This window comes from Mycobacterium sp. IDUB_17, from assembly GCF_055419465.1.
In genome coordinates this window covers 502,621-521,573 of record NZ_JBVAXS010000004.1, presented here as the reverse complement: position 1 = coordinate 521,573, position 18,953 = coordinate 502,621, and the positions used below count along the sequence as shown (strand labels likewise).

The window sequence follows — 18,953 nt, the reverse complement described above, 5'->3', positions numbered from 1 at the left end:
GTCAAGTGACTACACCTGCATGTGAGCTAGTGTAACCACGTGACTACACCGACGCCACCGGCGAAAGATCCGGCGAGCCCGGTGGGCCGTGACGAGGTGGTGGCCGCGGCGCTGTCCGCGGCGGCCGAACTGTTCGCCGAACACGGCCCGGCGGCCACGTCCATCCGTGACATCGCGGCCAGGTCCAAGGTCAACCACGGACTGATCTACCGGCACTTCGGTACCAAGGAGCAGTTGGTCGGCGCCGTACTCGATCATCTCGGTGGCCGGCTCACCATGCTGTTGGACGACGGGGGCCCAGCCGACGAGATCGACCGGACCATGGACCAACACATGCGGTTGATGGCCAGGGCGCTGCTCGACGGCTACCCCGTGGGCCGGCTGCAGACCCAGTTTCCGGGGGTCACGAGGCTGCTCGGACAGGTGCTGCCGCGTTTCGAGGATGAGCGCACCGGGCGGCTGGCCGTCGCCAACGCCGTTGCGCTGCAACTGGGGTGGCGCTTGTTCGAACCGTTCCTGAAGTCGGCGACCGGCCTGGACTCGATCAGCGACGACGACGTGCGCGCCACGGTGAGCGCGGAGATCGCACAGATCCTCACACCCGACGACTCTTCTGCGGGCTAGTCAGCCGCCGCTGCTGACCGCGGCTTCGACCTTCTCGCCGAGCTGTTTGTCGACGTTCTTCCAGTATTCGAAGGCCCGTTCCAGGACATGGTCGGAGACGCCCTTCGACAGGTGGCCGGCGATGTTGGAAACCAGCCGGGCCCGCGCCGCATCGTCGAGCACGTCGCGGACCATGGTTCCGGCCTGGCCCCAGTCGTCGTCCTCGGCGTGCAGCGTGTAGGCGGCGCGAACCATGTCACCGTCGGCACGCCACAGCGATTCACCCGTGCGGGCCGGATCGGCCTGCGGGCCGCCGTACGAATTCGGGGCGTACACCGGATCGGTCACATTCTCGATCCGCATCGAGCCGTCTTTCGAATAGCTGTTGACCTCGACCTTCGGCGCGTTCACCGGGATCTGCTTGTAGTTGGTCCCCAACCGGTGGCGATGGGCATCGGCATACGAGAAGTCGCGGGCCAACAGCATCTTGTCCGGGCTCAGCCCGGTGCCGGGCACGCGGTTGTTCGGTTCGAAGGCGGCCTGCTCGATCTCGGTGTGGTAATCGGTGACGTTGCGGTCCAGCCGCAGAGTGCCGACGTCGATCAGCGGATAGTCGCCGTGCGGCCACACCTTGGTCAGATCGAACGGGTTGAAGCGATAGTCCTTGGCCTCCTCGAACGGCATGATCTGGACCTTCAATGACCAGGTCGGGAACTCGCCGCGCTTTAGCGCCGAGTAGAGGTCGCGCTGGTGGGCGTCGCCGTCGATGCCGGCCATCTCGTCGCCTTCCTCCTGGGTGAGGAACTCGACGCCCTGGTCGGTCTTGAAGTGGTATTTGACCCAGAAGATCTCCCCGGCGGCATTGATCCAGCTGTAGGTGTGGCTGGAGTAGCCGTTCATGTGGCGCCAGTCGCGGGGGATGCCGCGATCGCCCATCAACCACGTCACCTGATGGGCCGATTCGGGGGACAGGGTCCAGAAATCCCACTGCATGTCGTGGTCGCGCAGATTGTCGGCCGCTCGCCGCTTCTGGGACCGGATGAAGTGCTGGAACTTCAACGGGTCGCGCATGAAGAACACCGGGGTGTTGTTGCCGACCATGTCGAAGTTGCCGTCGGTCGTGTAGAACTTCGTGGCGAACCCGCGTGGATCACGCCAGGTGTCTGGGCTGCCGCGCTCGCCGGCCACGGTCGAAAACCGGGTCAGGGTCTCGGTTTTGACGCCCGGCTGGAACAGCGCGGCCTTGGTGTAGGCGCTGACGTCGTTGGTCACCTCGAAGTGACCGAATGCGCCGCCGCCCTTGGCGTGCGGCTGGCGCTCCGGGATCCGCTCCCGGTTGAACATCGCCATCTGCTCGATCAGGTAGTGGTCCTGCAGCAGGATCGGTCCGTCCGGACCGATCGTCAGCGAATGTTCGTCGCTGTACACCGGAATTCCGGCGTCGGTGGTTGTCGGCTTGGGCTGGGTACCGGTCACCCCGTCGCTCCTCTCGCTGTGCAGCGGAAAGCGCCGCACAATGCGACGCCATCGCTGTGACGTACGAGCGCTGAGTACCCGGTGGCTTTCGAATCCACACCCGGCGAGCCGGGTCGTTACTGTTCGGCGTGGCCGGCGCGACGGCGCACCGGTTCCCGGCCGGGTGGCTGAGGCGGGGGTGGCAGTAGCGGATGGCGGGGAACGATCGCGACGGTGGTCGGTTCACTGGTGCTGAGCACCACGTCGCCCCCGGCGTGACGGATGGTCAGCGACCCGCCCGGCCCGTCGCGCAAGGTGTAGGTGACGGCGTCGTGATGCGTATCGACCGTCACCCGGAATCCTTTCCAGCGCAACCGGAAACGTAGGCACGAGATGCCGTCGGGCAGATGCGGGTCCAACGACAGGGCGCCCTCGTCGTCGCGCAGTCCGCCGAACCCGGCCACCAGCGCTGTCCAGGCACCGGCCAGCGAGGCCATGTGCAGGCCGTCGCGCGTGTTCTGCTGCAGATCACGCAGATCGATCAGCGCGGCCTCATAGGCGTAGTCGTGGGCCAGCTCGAGGTGGCCGACTTCGGCGCACATCACCGCCTGGGTACATGCCGACAGTGACGAGTCGCGGGTGGTGCGCCGCTCGTAGTAATCGACGTTGTGGGCCTTCTGTTCCGGGGTGAACGCGTGGCTCTGCCACTGCATGGCCAGCACCAGATCCGCCTGCTTGAGCACCTGGGCCGGGTAGAGCCGGACATACGGCTCGTTCAGCAACAGCGGATAGGTGGTGTTGGACGTGAAGTCCCATTCGGCCAGCGTGGTGAAGCCCTGGCACTGCGGGTGCACGCCCAGCTCGTCGTCGTACGGGATGTGGGCGGCGTCGGCGGCGTCTCGCCAGGCCGCGGTCTCCTCGGTGGTCACGCCCATCGAGTAGGACGCGTCCGGATGGCGGGTGCAGGCGTCGACGGCCACCCGTAGGTTGTGTGCGGCCATCAGGTTGGTGAAGACGTTGTCGCGCACCACCGCGGTGTATTCGTCGGGTCCGGTCACGCCGTCCAGGTGCCAGATCCCGTGGCGGTCATGGTGACCCAGCGACATCCACAGCCGGGCGGTGTCCACCAGGACCTCCAGGCCGCATTCCTGCTCCAGCGAATCATCGCCGGTGACAACGCGATAGCGCTCGAACGCGGCGGCGATGTCGGCGTTGATGTGCCATGCGGCGGTGCCCGCCGGCCAGTACGCCGAGCATTCTTCACCCCGGATCGTGCGCCACGGGAAACTGGCGCCCTTCAGATCGAGCTGTTGCGCACGGTCGCGGGCGAGGTCCAGCGTGGAGGCCCGCCACCGCAGTGCGTCGGCGGCCGCCTGGGGCTGGGTGTACGTCAGCACCGGCAGCACGAAACCCTCGGTGTCCCAGAAGGCATGACCGTCGTAACCCGTGCCGGTCAGCCCCTTGCCGGCGATGGCACGTCGCTCTGCACGGGCACTGGCCTGCAGCACGTGGAACAACCCGAATCGCACCGCCTGCTGGCAATCCGGGTCGCCTTCGACCTCGACGTCCGCGGAGTCCCAGAACTCGTCGAGGTAGGCGCGCTGGGAGTCCAGGAGCCCCTGCCACCCGCTGTAGCGGGCGCCGGTGATGGCGCCGGCAGCCTGATCGCGCAGAGCGGGGCGCGAACGCAGGCTGGACCATCCGTAGCCGAGATATTTGACGATGCGCAGCTTCTGTCCGGCCCTCAGCCCGCAGATGACGGTGGTCCGGGCCAGGTCGTCACGGGAGTCGGTGTTCACCTCTACCCGCCCCGGCACCTCGACGTCATGGTCCATCGCGGCCGCCATCATCAGTCCACTGCTTCTGGTGCGGTGCACCAGAAGCGCACCGCTGTAGGTGTTTTCGTGGTGCACGGCGTGCAGCGGGTGTTTGAGCACCGCCGATACCCGCGGGTCGCCGGCGGTCTCGGGTTGATCTTCGTTGGTGACGAGCTCGGATTGCACTGTCACCCGGGTGAATTCGCCGATCGCCTCCACTGTGTACTCGATGGCGGCCACGCCGCGGTGCGCGAAGGACACCAGCCGGGTGGAGACCACCCGGACCTGCTTTCCCGCCGGGGAGCGCCAGTGCGCGAGGCGTGTCAGGGTGCCGGCGCGCAGATCCAGAGTGCGCTCATGGTCGATCAGATCGCCGTAGCGCACGTCGAAGGGCTCGTCATCGACCAACAGCCGCAGCAGCTTGCCGTTGGTGACGTCGACGACGGTCTGCCCGGCCTCGGGGTAGCCGAATCCGGCTTCGGCGTAGGGCAGCGGGCGCACCTCGAAGAACCCGGCCAGGTACGTCCCGGGCAGGCCGTACGGCTCGCCCTCATCGAGGTTGCCGCGCAGGCCGATGTGACCGTTGGACAGCGCGAACAGCGATTCGGACTGAGCCAGCAGGTCGAGGTCCAAACGGGTTTCGCGCACCTGCCACGGTTCCACCGGGTACGCGTCGTGGGTGATCATCATGGCGCTACATCAATTCCGCGAGGTCGGTGACGACGATGTCGGCGCCGTCGCGGCGCAACTGCTCGGCTTGCCCGACCCGGTCCACGCCCACCACGAAACCGAACTTTCCGGCCCGGCCGGCTGCGACCCCGGCCAGCGCGTCCTCGAACACGGCGGCCTGCGCGGGGGAGACGCCGAGAAGTTCGGCGGCGCGCAGGAAGCTGTCCGGCGCCGGTTTGCCCGGCAGGTTCTCGTCGCGCATCGTCACCCCGTCCACCCGCTGCTCGATGAATGTGTCCAATCTCGTCAGCTTGAGTACTTCTTCGGTGTTGGCGCTGGAGGACACCACGGCCCGGCGCAGGCCGGCCTGCGCCACGGCCTGCAGGTAGCGCCGCGATCCTTCGAACACCTCGACTCCGTCGGACTGCAGGGTCTCGTGGAACATCGCGTTCTTGCGGTTGCCCAGACCCTCGACGGTATCGGCGTCGGTGCCGTCGTCCGGTGAGCCCTCGGGCAGCTCGATGCCGCGGCTGGCCAAGAACGACCGGACACCGTCCTGCCGGCGCTTGCCGTCGACGTAGTTCAGATAGTCGGCGTCGATGTCGAAGGCGACGAACGGTTCACCGGTGCGTTCGGCCCGTGCCTTCAGGTACTCGTCGAACATCGCCTTCCATGCCTTCTTGTGCACGCTGGCGGTATCGGTGAGCACGCCGTCGAGGTCGAACAGGCAGGCGGCGATCTGCTCGGGAAGACCCAGCACAGGCAACCTCGCTTCCGGATGCGTACAGGTACTACTTCAGCATGCCGAGTTCGGTGCGCGGGGGTACTTCGCGACGTTCCCAGCGTGGGACGTAGCGCCCTATGCTGAGCTGGTCGAGCGTTCCCTGTCCTGCGGGAAGGACGCGAATGACCCCAGCGCGAGTTGTCTGCACATCGTGCGGCTCGGCACCGTCCCGGGCCGGTGCCAAGTATTGCGACGCCTGCGGCGGCGCTCTGCCAGGGCTGGACGGCCACGCCGAGTACAAGCAAGTGACGGTGTTGTTCGCCGATGTGGTGCGGTCGATGGACATCGCGGCCACCGTGGATATGGAGAGACTTCGCGAGATCATCACCGAGTTGGTGGAGTGCTCGGCGGCGGTGGTGCGCCGATACGGGGGCACGGCGGAATACACCGGCGACGGGGTGATGGCGGTGTTCGGCGCCCCGGTTGCGTTGGAGGATCACGCTTTTCGGGCATGTTTGGCCGCGTTGTCGATTCAGGGCGAGGCTAGGCGTCTGGCTGCAGAGGTGGCCCACCGCGACGGTGTGGTGCTGCGGTTGCGGGTGGGCCTGAACTCAGGTCAGGTGATCGCCGGGGATATCGGTTCGGGGGCGTTGGGCTATGCCGCGATCGGCGCACAAGTGGGATTGGCGCAGCGGATGGAATCGGCGGCCCCGCCGGGCGGAGTGCTGCTGTCGGAGGCGACCGCGCGGCTGGTCGAGTACCTCGCGGTGCTGGGCGAACCGGAGTGGGTGCACATCAAGGGGGCCGACGAACCAGTTTCCGCGCGGCGGCTGGTCGCGCTCGGCCCGCGAGATGCCCTGGTTAGGAGCGCAGAAGCGAGCCTGGTCGGGCGGCGCTGGGAGATGGCTGCCATCGACGCCCTGCTGGACCGCATGATCGGTGGCAACGGTGGTGTGGTGAATGTGGCGGGACCGCCGGGCATCGGCAAGTCCCGGGTGGCCCGGGAGGCCGCCGCGGCCGCGGCGGGTCGTGGGGTCGAGGTGTTTTGGGCGTTTTGCGAGTCGCATGCTCGTGACGTCCCGTTCTATGCCGTGGCGCGGCTACTGCGGGCGGGCAGCGGCGTGGCCGGCCTTGACGGCGAAGCCGCTCGCGCTGGGTTGCGGGCGTATGTGACCGAGGTCGACCCGCAGGATCTGCTGCTACTCGATGATCTACTGGGAATCGCCGACCCCGAGGTGCCACTGCCCCAGATCGACCCGGATGCGCGACGGCGCCGGTTGACCGCGTTGGTGAACGCGACAACGCTGGCGCGCACCGAGCCGGCGCTGTTCATCATCGAGGATGTGCACTGGATCGACGCGGTCAGCGAGTCGCTGTTGGCCGACTTCCTCACCGTGGTTCCGCGCACCCCCACGATGGTGCTGATCACCTTCCGCCCCGAGTATGAGGGGGCGTTGTCGCGGGTGCGCGGCGCGCAGACGATAGCGCTTGGGCCGCTGGGGGATTCGGACACCGCAGCGCTAATGGGTGAGCTGCTGGGTTCGGATCCCTCGGTCGGTGAGTTGGCGGTGGTCGTCGCCGAGCGGGCCGCGGGGAATCCGTTTTTCGCCGAGGAGATGGTGCGCGATCTCGCCGAGCGCGGCGTGCTGGCCGGAGAGCGCGGTCGCTACGCCTGCCGTGCCGACGCGGCCGAGGTGGCAGTACCCGCAACTGTGCAGGCGGCCATCGAGGCGCGCATCGATCGGCTGAGCATCCCGGCCAAGCGAACGTTGAACGCGGCGTCGGTAATCGGAGCCCGCTTCGGGGCGGAGTTGCTCGCCACGCTTGAGGCAGATCCCGAGCTTGACGATCTGCTCGAGGCCGAGCTGATCGATGAGGTGCGGTTTACCCCCGAGTACGCATTCCGTCACCCGCTGATCCGCGCGGTCGCCTACGAATCACAGCTCAAATCGGATCGCGCCGAGCTGCATCGGCGCGTCGCGGCCGCAATCGAATCACGTGGCCCGGCAGCGGCTGATGAGAATGCCGCCATGATTGCCGAACACCTGGAGGCCGCCGGTGATCTGCACCCCGCATATCAGTGGCATATGCGCGCAGCGACCTGGGCGACCTACCGCGACATCGCCGCGGCGCGACAGAGTTGGGAGCGCGCCCGAGCGATCGCCGACGCAGTGCCTGCCGAGGACTCGAACCGGACAGCGATGCGCATCGCCCCTCGCACCATGTTGTGCGGGATCGCCTGGCGAACCCATATGAATGTTGCCGGTGACCGCTTTGAGGAATTACGGGAGTTGTGCACCGCCGCCGGGGACACGGCGTCGCTGGCCATCGCCATGGCCGGGCTGGTGCTGGATCACGGGTTCCGGGGCCAGATCCGCGAGGCGTCGCGGTTGGCATCGGAAGCCTGGGCGCTCATCGAGTCGATCGGCGATCCGACGTTGACCGTGGGGCTGTCCTTCCCGGTGATCTACGCCAGGGCTCATAACGGCGAGTGGGGTGACGTGCTGCAGTGGTCGCAGCGGACCATCGACTTGGCCGACGGTGATCCGTCGAAAGGCAACTTCATCATCGGGTCTCCGTTAGCGCTCGCCTTTACGACGCGGGCACTGGCCCGGTATTGCCTGGGTCGTCCCGGCTGGCGCGACGACCTGCGCCACGGCGTGGCCATGGCCCGCACCGCCGACCCGTTGTCCTACGCCGCGGTCGTCGCCTATGTCTACTTCCCGGGAATACCGTTTGGGGTGCTGTGGCCCGATGATTCGGTGATGCGCGAGATCGACGATGCGCTGCGGATTGCCGAACGATCCGGTGACGATATGGCGTTGGTATTCGCCCGGGCCATACTGGGCCTGGCGCTGGTGCACCGCTACACGGATGCGGAGCGTGACCGCGGGCAGAAGCTGCTGGGGGAGGTCGGCGATGTATTTGTGCGTCGCGGACACAACCTGAGCGAGTTACGGCTCATCAACGCGTACTCGGCACGTGAGAGGGCTCGACGTGGAGATCGCGATGAGGCGATACCGCTCATGTTCGCCGTCGTGGACCAACTGGTTCGCGAGGGACAGCTGCTGTCGTGGGGCATTCCTGCGACGGGTGTTCTGGTAGAGACACTGCTGGATCGCGGGGCCGAGGGTGACGTGGCCGAAGCCGAGGCCGCGATCGAGCGGTTGGCAGCGGAGCCTGTCCACGATGGTTTGGCGGTACGAGAGATCTGGCTGCTACGAATGCGTGCCCGACTGGCCCGAACCCACGGTGACGACGTGACCTACCGGGACTTGGTGGGGCGCTATCGCGCGATGGCGGAATCGCTTGGCTTCGAAGGACACATCGCCTGAGCCGTGGCGATGTGAGGGTCGGGTGGACAGCGCTACGCCCAGTTCAAGACCGTAGCCTAGGTAACCCCGCCCGCGTCCAGGCGAGATTGCAATGGCGCGCTACTGCGCTGGTCGCAACACACGGCAGCCGCCATTTCCGTTGTGGAGAGCCTCGGGAGTGGATACACGCAGGCGAGAATTTCGGTTTCCCGGTCGTATCCCTCGAGATGCCACATCACGGATGATCTACTCGCTGTAGCAACCGAGTTGATAGGTGAATGTCGGATCGAGGGTAACGGGCGCTTCGGCGAATTCGGCCAGCGCGTGTAGCGACCTGTCGTCCGGTATGTCGAAACAAAAGGGTTCGATCGGAATGCCTTCGGGCACATTCAAGATCTGGCGTATTGCTGCGGGAGTCAAGCGGGGCAGCGGGTAGTCGTGAACCAGTTGTTCGGTATCGGGGTGGAACCCTTCGAGAACCCACTGCAGTGACACTTGCTCTACCTCCCCCCCGGAAGATCGTCGACCCGAAGTATAGGACCCGCTCACAGGTGCCATCTGCCGAGATTTCCGGCGCCGCGAGCACGCTCTGACCTGCCCACTAGACTGTTGCGGTGACGTCTGCATCTCCCCGTCCTGTCCTCGTCGTCGACTTCGGCGCTCAGTACGCACAGCTGATCGCTCGCCGGGTCCGTGAGGCGCGGGTGTTTTCTGAGGTCATCCCGCACACCACCACGGTCGAGGAGATCAAGGCCAAGGATCCACGGGCCATCGTGCTGTCGGGCGGCCCGGCCAGTGTGTACGCCGAGGGCGCCCCTCGCCTGGACCCGGCGTTGTTCGATCTCGACGTTCCGGTGTTCGGCATCTGCTACGGCTTCCAGGCCATGGCCCAGGCGCTCGGCGGCACCGTCGAACACACCGGGACCAGCGAGTATGGACGCACCGAGCTGAATGTGTCGGGCGGTGACCTGCATGCCGAACTGCCGGGTACCCAGCCGGTGTGGATGAGCCACGGCGACGCGGTCACCGCGGCGCCGGATGGGTTCAACGTGATCGCCTCCAGCGCCGGCGCCCCTGTCGCCGGCTTCGAGAACCGGGCCCGTCGGCTTGCCGGCGTGCAGTACCACCCCGAGGTGCTGCATTCCCCGCACGGCCAGCAGGTGCTGAGCCGGTTCCTGCACGAATTCGCCGGCATCGGTGCGACGTGGACCGCCGCCAATATCGCCGATCAGCTGATCGAGGCAGTGCGGGAGCAGATCGGCGACGGCCAGGCCATCTGCGCACTGTCCGGTGGCGTCGACTCCGCGGTGGCGGCCGCGTTGGTGCAGCGTGCCATCGGGGATCGATTGACATGTGTGTTCGTCGACCACGGCCTGCTGCGGGCGGGAGAGCGCGCGCAGGTCGAGCGCGACTTCGTTGCGGCGACCGGTGCGAAACTGGTCACCCTCGACGTCGCCGATCGCTTCCTCGAGGCACTGTCCGGGGTGACCAACCCCGAGGGCAAGCGCAAGATCATCGGCCGTGAGTTCATCCGCGCGTTCGAGCGGGTGGTTCGCGACACCTTGGGCGCGAGCGAGGGCGAGATCGAGTTCCTGGTGCAGGGCACCCTGTACCCCGACGTCGTGGAATCCGGTGGCGGCACCGGCACGGCCAACATCAAGAGCCACCACAATGTCGGTGGGCTGCCCGACGATCTGAAGTTCAAGCTCGTCGAGCCGCTGCGGCTGTTGTTCAAGGACGAGGTGCGCGCGGTCGGCCGGGAACTGGGCCTGCCGGAGGAAATCGTTGGCCGCCAACCCTTCCCGGGCCCGGGTCTGGGCATCCGGATCGTGGGCGAGGTGACGGCCGACCGGCTCGACACGCTGCGCCGTGCCGATGCGATCGCCCGCGAGGAACTCACCGCGGCCGGCCTGGACCAGCAGATCTGGCAGTGCCCGGTGGTGCTGCTGGCCGACGTGCGATCGGTCGGTGTGCAGGGCGACGGGCGCACCTACGGTCACCCGATCGTGCTGCGCCCGGTGTCCAGTGAGGACGCCATGACCGCGGACTGGACCCGCGTGCCTTACGAAGTGCTGGAACGGATTTCGACCCGGATCACCAATGAGGTGCCCGAAGTCAACCGGGTGGTGCTGGATGTCACCAGCAAGCCGCCGGGCACCATCGAGTGGGAATGACGGGGCGCGCCGGGCATTGGTTAGCAACCCTTTGTCTGAGAACAACACCATCCCCGCGAAGATCAGAAAGAACCTCGAGGAAATACGCCTTGTCAAAGACGTGATCCGGTCTTGGCGGAGCCTGAATGACCAGGAATTGGCGACAGCTGTTGCAAAATATGACAGAGCGGTAAGAGCGGAAAGCTCGCAGTATTATCGCGAACTGTTCGAGGATGGCGAATTTGCGCGGTTGCTTCTGAGCATTCAGGAGGCTCGCCCGAATGACGACAAGCTGACGATTCTGGTCATCTCTGCGATCGGTAACATGCTTCAACGGTATGGCCTGCAGGAAACCTCCGAAATCTATGACTTGATGTTGTCGAATGCTCGCAGAAATAACGTCGGGCCGTACGTTGCGATCTTCCTTCCTCGCATGCGCACGTTTATGGCCAGTGAAGAGAATAAGTGGGATTACTTTATCGGCATAAAGAGCTTGTCTCCGAAGAAGGTTGCCGAACGATCATTCGAGGTGGTGCTTGACTTATATGGCGACGATATTCCGGAACAACACCGAGGCGCGGTGGTGCAGTATCTGGAAAAGAAGATGCAGTCCGCGAACAATGAGTACGGTCGTCAGTACTATGCGGACTTCAGGAACAAGGTGCGGCAAAACAACTGACAGGCCATAGGGCGTCATCCGCACGGCGGGCGTTTGATTTCCGCGGGTTTCGGGCTGCGGTCACGTCTGCTCGCCGGGGTTGGTGGCAGCGTTCTCGACGTACTCGGTCAGCATCTGACTGACGACCGATTCGATGGTCGACTCGATCGAGGCGGCCAGTGTCGCGCTGACCGCGGACACCGCCTGGGTCCGGAACTGGATCAGCATCGTGATCAGTTCGGCCACTTCGGTATCCGCCGGCAGCGACTCGCCGGGCTTGATCTTCTCGGACACCTGATCCACCCCGGCCCGCACCAGGATCGAGCTGATCTGGTCGAGGAGCGGCACCACCTGCTCGTGCACGTTGATCAATGTGTCGATCGGGACACCGTACTGCCGCACCTCGTTGAATGCCTCGATCAGCTTGGGCCGCACGATGATTGCCTCACCCGATGACTTCTCGAGCTTGATCACGCCGTTGCCGATCAGCCGGTCGAAGGCAGCGTCGTCATCGACCAGACGTTTCGCATCGGCGAGCGGCATGCGTTCGGGCTTCTCGGTCGCCCAGTTGCCGGCGATGGCGTCCTCCAGCCCGAGGACGTCCCCGATGTCCTTGCCCTGCTCCCACGCGCTGAGCATCTCGTGGACGTGCGCGATGTTGTAGCCCCGATCCAGCATCGAGGTGATCAGCCGCAGCCGGGTCAGGTGGGTGTCGTTGAACAACGCGATCCGGCCGACCCGCAGCGGTGGGTGCAGCAGTCCCCGGTCGCGGTACACCCGAATGTTTCGGGTGGTGGTGTCGGCCAGCCGCGCGAGTTCGTCGATCCGGTATTCGCCGGACGCCGCGACGCCGTGCGGCTGCACGGCGGCGTCGAAGAGCTGGGCCACCGCCGTTTCGATGACGTCGCGCGATCCGCGCCGGATCTGCCGTGGGGCCCGGCGCAGACCTGTGAGGATCGTCGAGATGGCACCCGCCGACTGCCGGGGCTGCTTGGCCGCCATCAGGCCGAGGAGCTGATCGCGACACGTGCGTCGCGTGCCACGTCGTAGTCACCGAGCCGGAATTCCCGCATCTGTCGAAGATACTGGGTGGCGGTTCCGGGATACATCGACGCGTTGAATCCGTCCGCGGTCAGGTACCAGCTGGTGCACCCTGACATCCAGGTGGTTTTCGTCAGTCGCCGCTGCAACCGGGTGTTGTGCCGCTCCTGGACGTCGGCGCGCACGTCGAGATATCGCAGATTCTTGCGCAGGATCGTGCGGATACCGGCGACGGCGTAGTCGATCTGGCCCTCGACGTAGACGAGCAGTGAGTTGTGGCCCGGCCCCGAGTTGGGGCCGGTCATCAGGAACAGGTTCGGGTACCCGTGGACGTTGATGCTCTTGTAGGCCTGGGCGCCGCCTGTCCATTCATCGGCCAGCGACCGGCCGCCGAGACCGGTGACGGGATACGGCGGACCGGTGAGATGGACGTCGAAGCCGGTGGCGAACACGATCGCGTCGAGGTGGTGTTCGATGCCGTCGCTGGTACGGATACCCACCGGGCTCATCGTGGCGATCGGCCAGTCGATCAGCTTGCAGTTGTCGCGCTGCAGCGCCGGGTAGTAATCGCTGGAGACCAGCATGCGTTTACAGCCGGGGGTGAAATCCGGGGTGAGCTGCCTGCGCAGCCACGGGTCGGAAACCTGCCGGCGTAGATGCGCCTTGCCGAGCCGCGCGACCAGGCCCGTCAGCGGGGTGTCCCACACCATCGCCGTCGCGCTCGCCTCATGACCCCAGAACAGGATCTGGCGGGCGAGCTGTTGTACGGCAGGTACTTTCGTGAACAATGTGCGCGCGGCCGGGGGAGTGGCGATGTCCAGACGCGGGATCACCCACCCCGGAGTGCGTTGGAACACCTTGACGAAGCCTGCGGTCTTCACCAGCTCCGGGATGATCTGTACGGCGCTGGCTCCGGTGCCGATGACGGCGACGCGCTTGCCGGTGAAGTCGTAGTCGTGATCCCAGTTCGCGCTGTGGATCTTGTGGCCCTGATAGGTGTCCAGTCCGCGGATGTCGGGCCACTTGTGGTCGGGCAGGGGACCGGAGGCCAGTACCACTGTCCGGGCCCGAAAACGCTTGCGGCCAGTTGTCTTGACCGTCCAGACGCCTTCGGCTTCATCGAACGACAGACCGTCGACCTCGATACCGAACTGGATCCGCCGGCGCAGGTCGAACGCGTCGACCATGTCCTCGATGTGCTGACGAATCTCGCCGGCCGGGGAGTAGGCCCGCGACCAGTCCGGGTTCTTGACGAACGAGAACGAGTACAGCAGCGACGGAATATCGCATGCCGCACCGGGATAGGTGTTGTCGCGCCACGTCCCGCCGACGCGGTCCGAACGGTCCAGGATGACGAAGTCGTCGACTCCGGCCTCGATGAGCTTGATCGCGGTGCCGATGCCGGTGAACCCGGCGCCGACGATCAGCGTGTCGTAAGTCCGATTCGCCATGTCAGGCCGCCGGCTCGTGGGTCAGTTCTTTGAACCAAGAGGGGATCGGCCGCAGCAGCGTCTTCGGATAGCGGTCGGAGGCCCACACCATGGGATTGGCGATCCAGTGATAGGGGTGGCGTGGGTTGGTGACCATCCGGCCGTGCAGCTTGAGCAGCTGGTAGGTCGGGACCCGCCTGGTGTACTCACCGCGGCCTCCGATCTCCTTGAAGCGCATCATCGCCTTGTACAGCTTCTCCGGTTGCAGGCCCATGTCGACGATGTTGTTGCGCATCCGGTTGAGCAGCGGCACGTACATCAACGTGCCGATGATCACCCCGGGAGATGCCACGTTGCCGACGAATTCGACCGCCAGTCTCCGCGCGGTGGAGTTGCCGATCATGTCGAGCACCTCGAAATCAACCGCGATATGGCGGGATTCGTCGTTGTTGATCTTCTCGAAGACCTGGTGACACACGGGGTCGTCGACCTCTTCGAGCAGGAACTTCAGCAGTGCTCCGTCGAGAGCCACTTCGAGCATCGGGATGACGGTACCGAGGACCGACAGAGACATGTTGTCCGAGAAGGTGTCCAGCCACTCGATGGCCAACCGGATGTTGACGTTCGGTTCGGGCATCTCGCCGTCCTCGAGCATGCCCCAGCGCTTCATCAGGGCTAGCTCGGCATTGGCGTGCCGCTGCTCCTCGGCGTGGAAGTAGCGGTAGATCTCGGCGATGGTCGGGGTCGGCGCCTTCTTGGCCAGCGCGGCGAACCCACGCGCACCGACATTCTCGATCCAGCACAGATCGGCCATGAAAGCCTTGAGTTTCGGCCGCATCTCGTCGGTGATGGTCTCGGCCCCCGGTGCATCCCAGTCGATGTCGGCCAGGGCCCACTGGCGGTCCTTGATCTTCGCCAGCATTCGTTCCATGTCCATCGTCATTACGAAACCTCCTCAGAACTGCTGATGCGGGTGGCAAGGCCGACCGTGCGGGTGTACACCGTCGGGGTGAGTCGTTTTATGCCCCAACCGATCCGGGCGTCCGGTTGCGGCATGCAGTACAGGCCGCCACGGTCGTTGGTGTCCAGGCACATGCGGGCGACGCGCTCGGGGGAGAACCCGGTCCAGCGCATCAGCCGGTCGGCCAGCTGCGTCGATTGGGCTGTGATCCGGCCGGCTTCGACGATGTTGGTCTTGACGAACGTCGGACACAGCACTGTGACGTTGATGCCGGTGCCGGACAGTTCTGCGGCCAGGGTCTCCGACAGCGACAGCGTCCCGGCCTTGCTGACGTTGTAGGCGGCCATTCCCGGGGCAGCGCCGAATGCCGCGGCGGAGGCGACATTGATGATGCCGCGTGGTTGGTCCGTGTCCGCGGCACGCAGGATCGGCGTGAACACGTGGCAACCGTGGATCGGCCCCCACAGGTTGATGCCGAGCACCCAGTTCCAGTCGTCGATGCTGGTGTCGCCGATGGGTTGTCCGCCGGCCCCGACGCCGGCGTTGTTGACGACGAGGGAGGGTGGTCCGCCGAACCAGGCTTGCGCGGCGTCGGCAAGGTGGGTGACTTCCTCGATCCGCGAGACGTCGCAGCGCACCGCGGTGGCCTGCCCTCCCTCGGCGGTGATGGCCTCGGCGGTGGCGCGGGCGGCGGCCTCGTCGATGTCGCTGCACACCACCCGACCACCGCGCGTAGCCAGTTCGCGTGCGAAGGCGGCGCCGATCCCGCTGCCCGCACCGGTGACAACCGCGTCGGCGTACCGGCTGCGCTTGCGGCTCGATCCGAAGATGTTCACCCGGCGACCTCGATGTTGTTCTCGATGGTGTTGCAGCGCAGGGATTCCGAGATGAATCCTGCGGCTTGTTGCACGGCTGGGGCGGCCTCCGGACTGAGCCGGGGTAGGGCCTGGAAGACGTGCACCTGGTCGGGCCACACCTGCAGTTCGGCATCGCCCCCGGCAGCGCGGATGTCCGCGTCGAGCGAGCGGGCGTCGGCAAGCAGCATCTCGGCGCCGCCGGCCTGGATCAGGGCTCGCGGTAACTGTCGCCCGCCCGCGACGTCCAATTTCAGTCTCGGATGGCTGACATCAACTCTCCCGCAATACAACTCGACCAGGCGGGCAGCATCGGCGACGCGAATCGCGGGGTCCGGGCGCAGGCTCTCGCGGCCACGCGCGAGGGCGAACGTCAGATCGATCAGCGGGGAGAGCAGCACCAGCCCGGCGGGGTGGACGACATCGGGTTGCAGCAGCAGATCCACGGCGAGGTGTCCGCCCGCGGAATCGCCCGCCATCACGATGCGGCCGGGATGGAGCCCGCGTTCGGTGCAGAGCCAGTCCCAGCCCGCGCGAACGTCGTTGGCGGCGGCGGGGAACCGGTGTTCGGGAGCCAGCCGGTAGTCGATACAGAACACGGGCAGTCCGGTCAGGCGCGACAGCCAGGCGGTGAGCCGACGGTGGGTCCGCGGCGAGCACAGCGCGAATCCGCTGCCGTGGAGGTAGTAGATGGCACGTTCACCTTCGGTCACTCCGGGGCCGCGCACCCATTCACCCACGACGCGTCGACCGTCGGCCATGCGTACGTCGACGTGTTCGACGCGGGTGCCCGACAGTGACGGCCCGAAGGTGGCCATGATCCGGGCGATCAGTCTGCGGGAAGTCCACAGGCCCCAGCCGGTGTCCGGCGGCAGGGCGGCGCTGACCTGGCGCAGGGTGAGGCTGCTCACTGTGGACGCGCTGCGGGATCGCAAGGATCCGCGTTGGGCCGGGGGAATTCCGGTGGTTCCGGACATGGGGCCTCCTCGTCGAAGCGTGCGAGGAGTACATCAGCAATTGATGACATTTGTCAATGTCACCAATTGGCGATGGTGATGTTTGATTCGGCTCAGCGGGCCGGGTCGCCGCGCCACCGAAAACTGTTGACGTACTTGCCCATATCTTGCGCCAGGTCCAAATCGGCACCGGACGGAATGCCGGGGCCGAAATCGGGGCCGAAGGCGTGATAGGGGCCGGTGGCGACGGCGATCAGTGCCAGGTCGTTCTTGACCGCGGCCACGATGACAACCCGTATCCGCATGTAGTCACCGGTGGCGTTTTGCGGCCAGTTGTCGAGGACCATCCCGTATCCGGGCTGATAGCCGACCATGGCATTCGGGATCTCGTAGTCGACGTCGGAATCGGGATACGTGTCATCGACCAGAGCGGTGGCGATCTCCTTCGGCGTTCGCCCGGTCGCGGGCTTGCCGATGAGTTGCATCGTGCCGCCGTCTCCGGCCAGGAAATCCGCCGTGACACCGTCGTCGGCGGTGGTGACCGAGTAGGCCGCACCGGCGGCCGGATACGCGACGGAGAACGCGCCGTCCGAGGCGGTGAAGCGGGGATTGGCCGCCACCGGTTCGGCCGTCGGCGGAGTGCCGCAGTCCGGCGGGCATGCGTAGAGCGCGGGTGCGTGGCTGACCAATGCCGACACCCCGACGAGGCCCGCTGCCACTGTTGCGACCCCGGCACCCCAGGCCCCCAGTAACCGGCGGTCGCCGGCCCCGTACACCGGTCGCGACAACGCCCGGACCGCGGACCCGCAGTTCGGGCAGAACGCCATGGCGGAATCGGGGTGGTCGCATTGTGGGCACGACAGGGGTCCGTCATCGGGAACGGCGTCGTGCGCTCCGTGGAGCAATGCGAGCTGCAGACCGACTCGCAGTGCCAGCATTGCCAACGCCATCACGACCAAATGCACTGCCAGCACCAAGATCTGTGACACCGGCGCGATGTCGATCAGACCGAGAATCGCATAGCAGGCTGGGACGGATGCGGCCGTCAGCAGCACGGCCGTGCGGACCCGCGCTTTGTCCGGCGCCGGACTGAACCACAGGGCGATGCCGACGAGGGCACCGGCGGCCGCGGCGGTCAACGGCACCGCCACCGCCTGGATGCCGGCCTGTACCAACAGCCCGCTGAGCGGCCGGTCGTGGTCCACCATCCCGTCGTCGAATTGCGGAGCCAATCGGCTCAGCGTGGCAGCCGCGGTGAACGCAAGGGCGCCGAGCGCACCGATGGCAAAGCCGCCCAACGGGTCTCGTGTTCGCCGCCCGAGCAGGCGGATCGCCACCACCGGGGTGAGCATCAACAGCATGGCGCCGAGCGGGATACCCAGACCGTCGCGCATGATCCGCAACTGCGGCACATCGACGCCCATCGGCATGTCGTACTCCCGGGCCACTGCGGCTCCGGTCGTCAATGTCCAGGCGGCGCCCAGCGCGGCTCCCAGGACGGCGGTCAGCAGCAGTGTGCGTATCGGAACATCCGGAGAGACAACGGATCTCCGTAGATACGCGACGAACAGCAGCGGCACGCCGAATGCGGCGAACGCGTTCATCGCCGCCGGCAGTCGTAGCAGTGCGCAAGCGACCACTGCGATCACCAGCGCACCCACTGCCAGCCGGAACGGTGCGCGCGAATGTTGCGGTAGCTGTGGGAACAGCGAACTGACCGCCGACGGCCGCAGCAGATGCTCGCGGCCCGCACAGTACGCCCGGATTCGTAACCACCCGGGTCTACCCCGTGACGGGTCCAGGTATGCACCGCACCGTCCGCAGAATGTGCCCGCCGGAACATCGGTTCGGCATGCTCGGCAATCGACGGTGCTCATGGCGTGAGTGGCCGCAGGGTCAGCGGCCGATTTCCGACGGTGCTACTGCCGGTGGGGGCTGCCGATCCCGTGACGCCCGGTGGGTGGCCCGGGCGGTTCCACGTGGGTGGGCGTGAAGCTGTTGGCGCCACCGGGGGTGACCTGCTTCTCGGTGGGGGCCACGGGCGGTGGGGCCGACGGCGTGGTCGTCGTCGTTGTCGTGGTGGTCGGGGTGGGGCTCGTGGTCTCGGGTGCTTTCTCGCCGGTACCGCAAGCACTGAGTCCGACCATCCCGATGATCGCGGCGGAGGCTGCGGCGACTGCGAGGCGACGAGTTGATGGGCGTGACCTCATGATTAGTCCTCACTGTCCCCCGCGGACGATACAGAAACAGGCCCCGAACAGGGTCTGCCAGCAAACCCTAGCCCAGTGCGCTCCGGCGCGGACGTCAATTGCGAGGTT

15 protein-coding genes are annotated in these 18,953 nt (G+C 66.2%); 4 read left to right on the top strand and 11 right to left on the bottom strand.

Annotated elements, in window-relative coordinates; genetic code table 11:
- The first annotated feature begins 39 nt into the window (after window positions 1–39).
- Entirely contained in the window at window positions 40–624 is a 585-nt protein-coding gene (locus tag ACZYZ7_RS20060; protein ID WP_463741599.1) for a TetR/AcrR family transcriptional regulator, read from the top strand.
- Here ACZYZ7_RS20060 and ACZYZ7_RS20055 read toward each other — a convergent pair whose 3' ends face one another.
- The 3 genes from ACZYZ7_RS20055 to ACZYZ7_RS20045 form a co-directional block, all read right to left on the bottom strand.
- Window positions 625–2,079, bottom strand: coding sequence for a catalase (locus tag ACZYZ7_RS20055; protein ID WP_463741598.1), 1,455 nt, complete (start codon window positions 2,077–2,079; stop codon window positions 625–627).
- A 116-nt stretch (window positions 2,080–2,195) separates the two neighbouring features.
- Entirely contained in the window at window positions 2,196–4,562 is a 2,367-nt protein-coding gene (locus ACZYZ7_RS20050) for a glycoside hydrolase family 65 protein (protein WP_463741714.1), read from the bottom strand.
- Between the two features lie 7 nt (window positions 4,563–4,569).
- Complete coding sequence (locus ACZYZ7_RS20045) at window positions 4,570–5,304, bottom strand: beta-phosphoglucomutase family hydrolase (RefSeq protein WP_463741597.1); 735 nt, start codon at window positions 5,302–5,304, stop codon at window positions 4,570–4,572.
- Window positions 5,305–5,450: 146 nt separating this feature from the next.
- On the opposite strand from ACZYZ7_RS20045, the gene ACZYZ7_RS20040 reads away from it, so the two are divergent.
- Window positions 5,451–8,603, top strand: a complete 3,153-nt coding sequence (locus ACZYZ7_RS20040; protein ID WP_463741596.1) for an ATP-binding protein — start codon at window positions 5,451–5,453, stop codon at window positions 8,601–8,603.
- A gap of 225 nt (window positions 8,604–8,828) precedes the next feature.
- On the opposite strand, the gene ACZYZ7_RS20035 is transcribed toward ACZYZ7_RS20040, so the two are convergent.
- Window positions 8,829–9,077, bottom strand: coding sequence for a DUF7683 domain-containing protein (locus tag ACZYZ7_RS20035; protein ID WP_463741595.1), 249 nt, complete (start codon window positions 9,075–9,077; stop codon window positions 8,829–8,831).
- A gap of 119 nt (window positions 9,078–9,196) precedes the next feature.
- On the opposite strand from ACZYZ7_RS20035, the gene guaA reads away from it, so the two are divergent.
- Window positions 9,197–10,756, top strand: coding sequence for a glutamine-hydrolyzing GMP synthase (gene guaA, locus ACZYZ7_RS20030; protein WP_463741594.1), 1,560 nt, complete (start codon window positions 9,197–9,199; stop codon window positions 10,754–10,756).
- Window positions 10,716–11,414, top strand: a complete 699-nt coding sequence (locus ACZYZ7_RS20025) for a hypothetical protein (RefSeq protein WP_463741721.1) — start codon at window positions 10,716–10,718, stop codon at window positions 11,412–11,414. Before guaA ends, ACZYZ7_RS20025 begins: the two co-directional genes overlap by 41 nt.
- A gap of 60 nt (window positions 11,415–11,474) precedes the next feature.
- Here the strand turns inward: ACZYZ7_RS20025 and ACZYZ7_RS20020 are convergent, their stop codons facing one another.
- The 7 genes from ACZYZ7_RS20020 to ACZYZ7_RS19990 form a co-directional block, all read right to left on the bottom strand.
- Window positions 11,475–12,398: a MerR family transcriptional regulator gene (locus ACZYZ7_RS20020; protein WP_463741713.1), complete on the bottom strand. Its 924-nt coding sequence runs from the start codon at window positions 12,396–12,398 to the stop codon at window positions 11,475–11,477.
- Window positions 12,395–13,885 (bottom strand): flavin-containing monooxygenase, encoded by a 1,491-nt coding sequence (locus ACZYZ7_RS20015; RefSeq protein WP_463741593.1) that lies wholly within the window; start codon window positions 13,883–13,885, stop codon window positions 12,395–12,397. Before ACZYZ7_RS20015 ends, ACZYZ7_RS20020 begins: the two co-directional genes overlap by 4 nt.
- Window position 13,886: 1 nt before the next feature.
- On the bottom strand, window positions 13,887–14,807 hold the full coding sequence (locus ACZYZ7_RS20010; RefSeq protein WP_463741592.1) for a ferritin-like domain-containing protein: 921 nt from the start codon (window positions 14,805–14,807) through the stop codon (window positions 13,887–13,889).
- Window positions 14,807–15,661, bottom strand: coding sequence for an SDR family NAD(P)-dependent oxidoreductase (locus ACZYZ7_RS20005; protein ID WP_463741591.1), 855 nt, complete (start codon window positions 15,659–15,661; stop codon window positions 14,807–14,809). Before ACZYZ7_RS20005 ends, ACZYZ7_RS20010 begins: the two co-directional genes overlap by 1 nt.
- Complete coding sequence (locus tag ACZYZ7_RS20000) at window positions 15,658–16,656, bottom strand: alpha/beta hydrolase (protein ID WP_463741590.1); 999 nt, start codon at window positions 16,654–16,656, stop codon at window positions 15,658–15,660. Before ACZYZ7_RS20000 ends, ACZYZ7_RS20005 begins: the two co-directional genes overlap by 4 nt.
- Window positions 16,657–16,748: 92 nt before the next feature.
- Complete coding sequence (locus ACZYZ7_RS19995) at window positions 16,749–18,284, bottom strand: zinc ribbon domain-containing protein (protein ID WP_463741589.1); 1,536 nt, start codon at window positions 18,282–18,284, stop codon at window positions 16,749–16,751.
- Window positions 18,285–18,554: 270 nt separating this feature from the next.
- Window positions 18,555–18,845, bottom strand: coding sequence for a hypothetical protein (locus tag ACZYZ7_RS19990; RefSeq protein ID WP_463741588.1), 291 nt, complete (start codon window positions 18,843–18,845; stop codon window positions 18,555–18,557).
- Between the last annotated feature and the right edge of the window lie 108 nt (window positions 18,846–18,953).

Bases quoted from the DNA above. Each gene is read 5' to 3' on its own strand.
- ACZYZ7_RS20050 (WP_463741714.1), bottom strand. From the start codon at position 4,562: ATGATCACCCACGACGCGTACCCGGTGGAACCGTGGCAGGTGCGCGAA.
- ACZYZ7_RS20040 (WP_463741596.1), top strand. From the start codon at position 5,451: ATGACCCCAGCGCGAGTTGTCTGCACATCGTGCGGCTCGGCACCGTCC.
- ACZYZ7_RS20025 (WP_463741721.1), top strand. From the start codon at position 10,716: ATGTCACCAGCAAGCCGCCGGGCACCATCGAGTGGGAATGACGGGGCG.
- ACZYZ7_RS20015 (WP_463741593.1), bottom strand. From the start codon at position 13,885: ATGGCGAATCGGACTTACGACACGCTGATCGTCGGCGCCGGGTTCACC.
- ACZYZ7_RS20010 (WP_463741592.1), bottom strand. From the start codon at position 14,807: ATGACGATGGACATGGAACGAATGCTGGCGAAGATCAAGGACCGCCAG.
- ACZYZ7_RS20000 (WP_463741590.1), bottom strand. From the start codon at position 16,656: ATGTCCGGAACCACCGGAATTCCCCCGGCCCAACGCGGATCCTTGCGA.
- ACZYZ7_RS19990 (WP_463741588.1), bottom strand. From the start codon at position 18,845: ATGAGGTCACGCCCATCAACTCGTCGCCTCGCAGTCGCCGCAGCCTCC.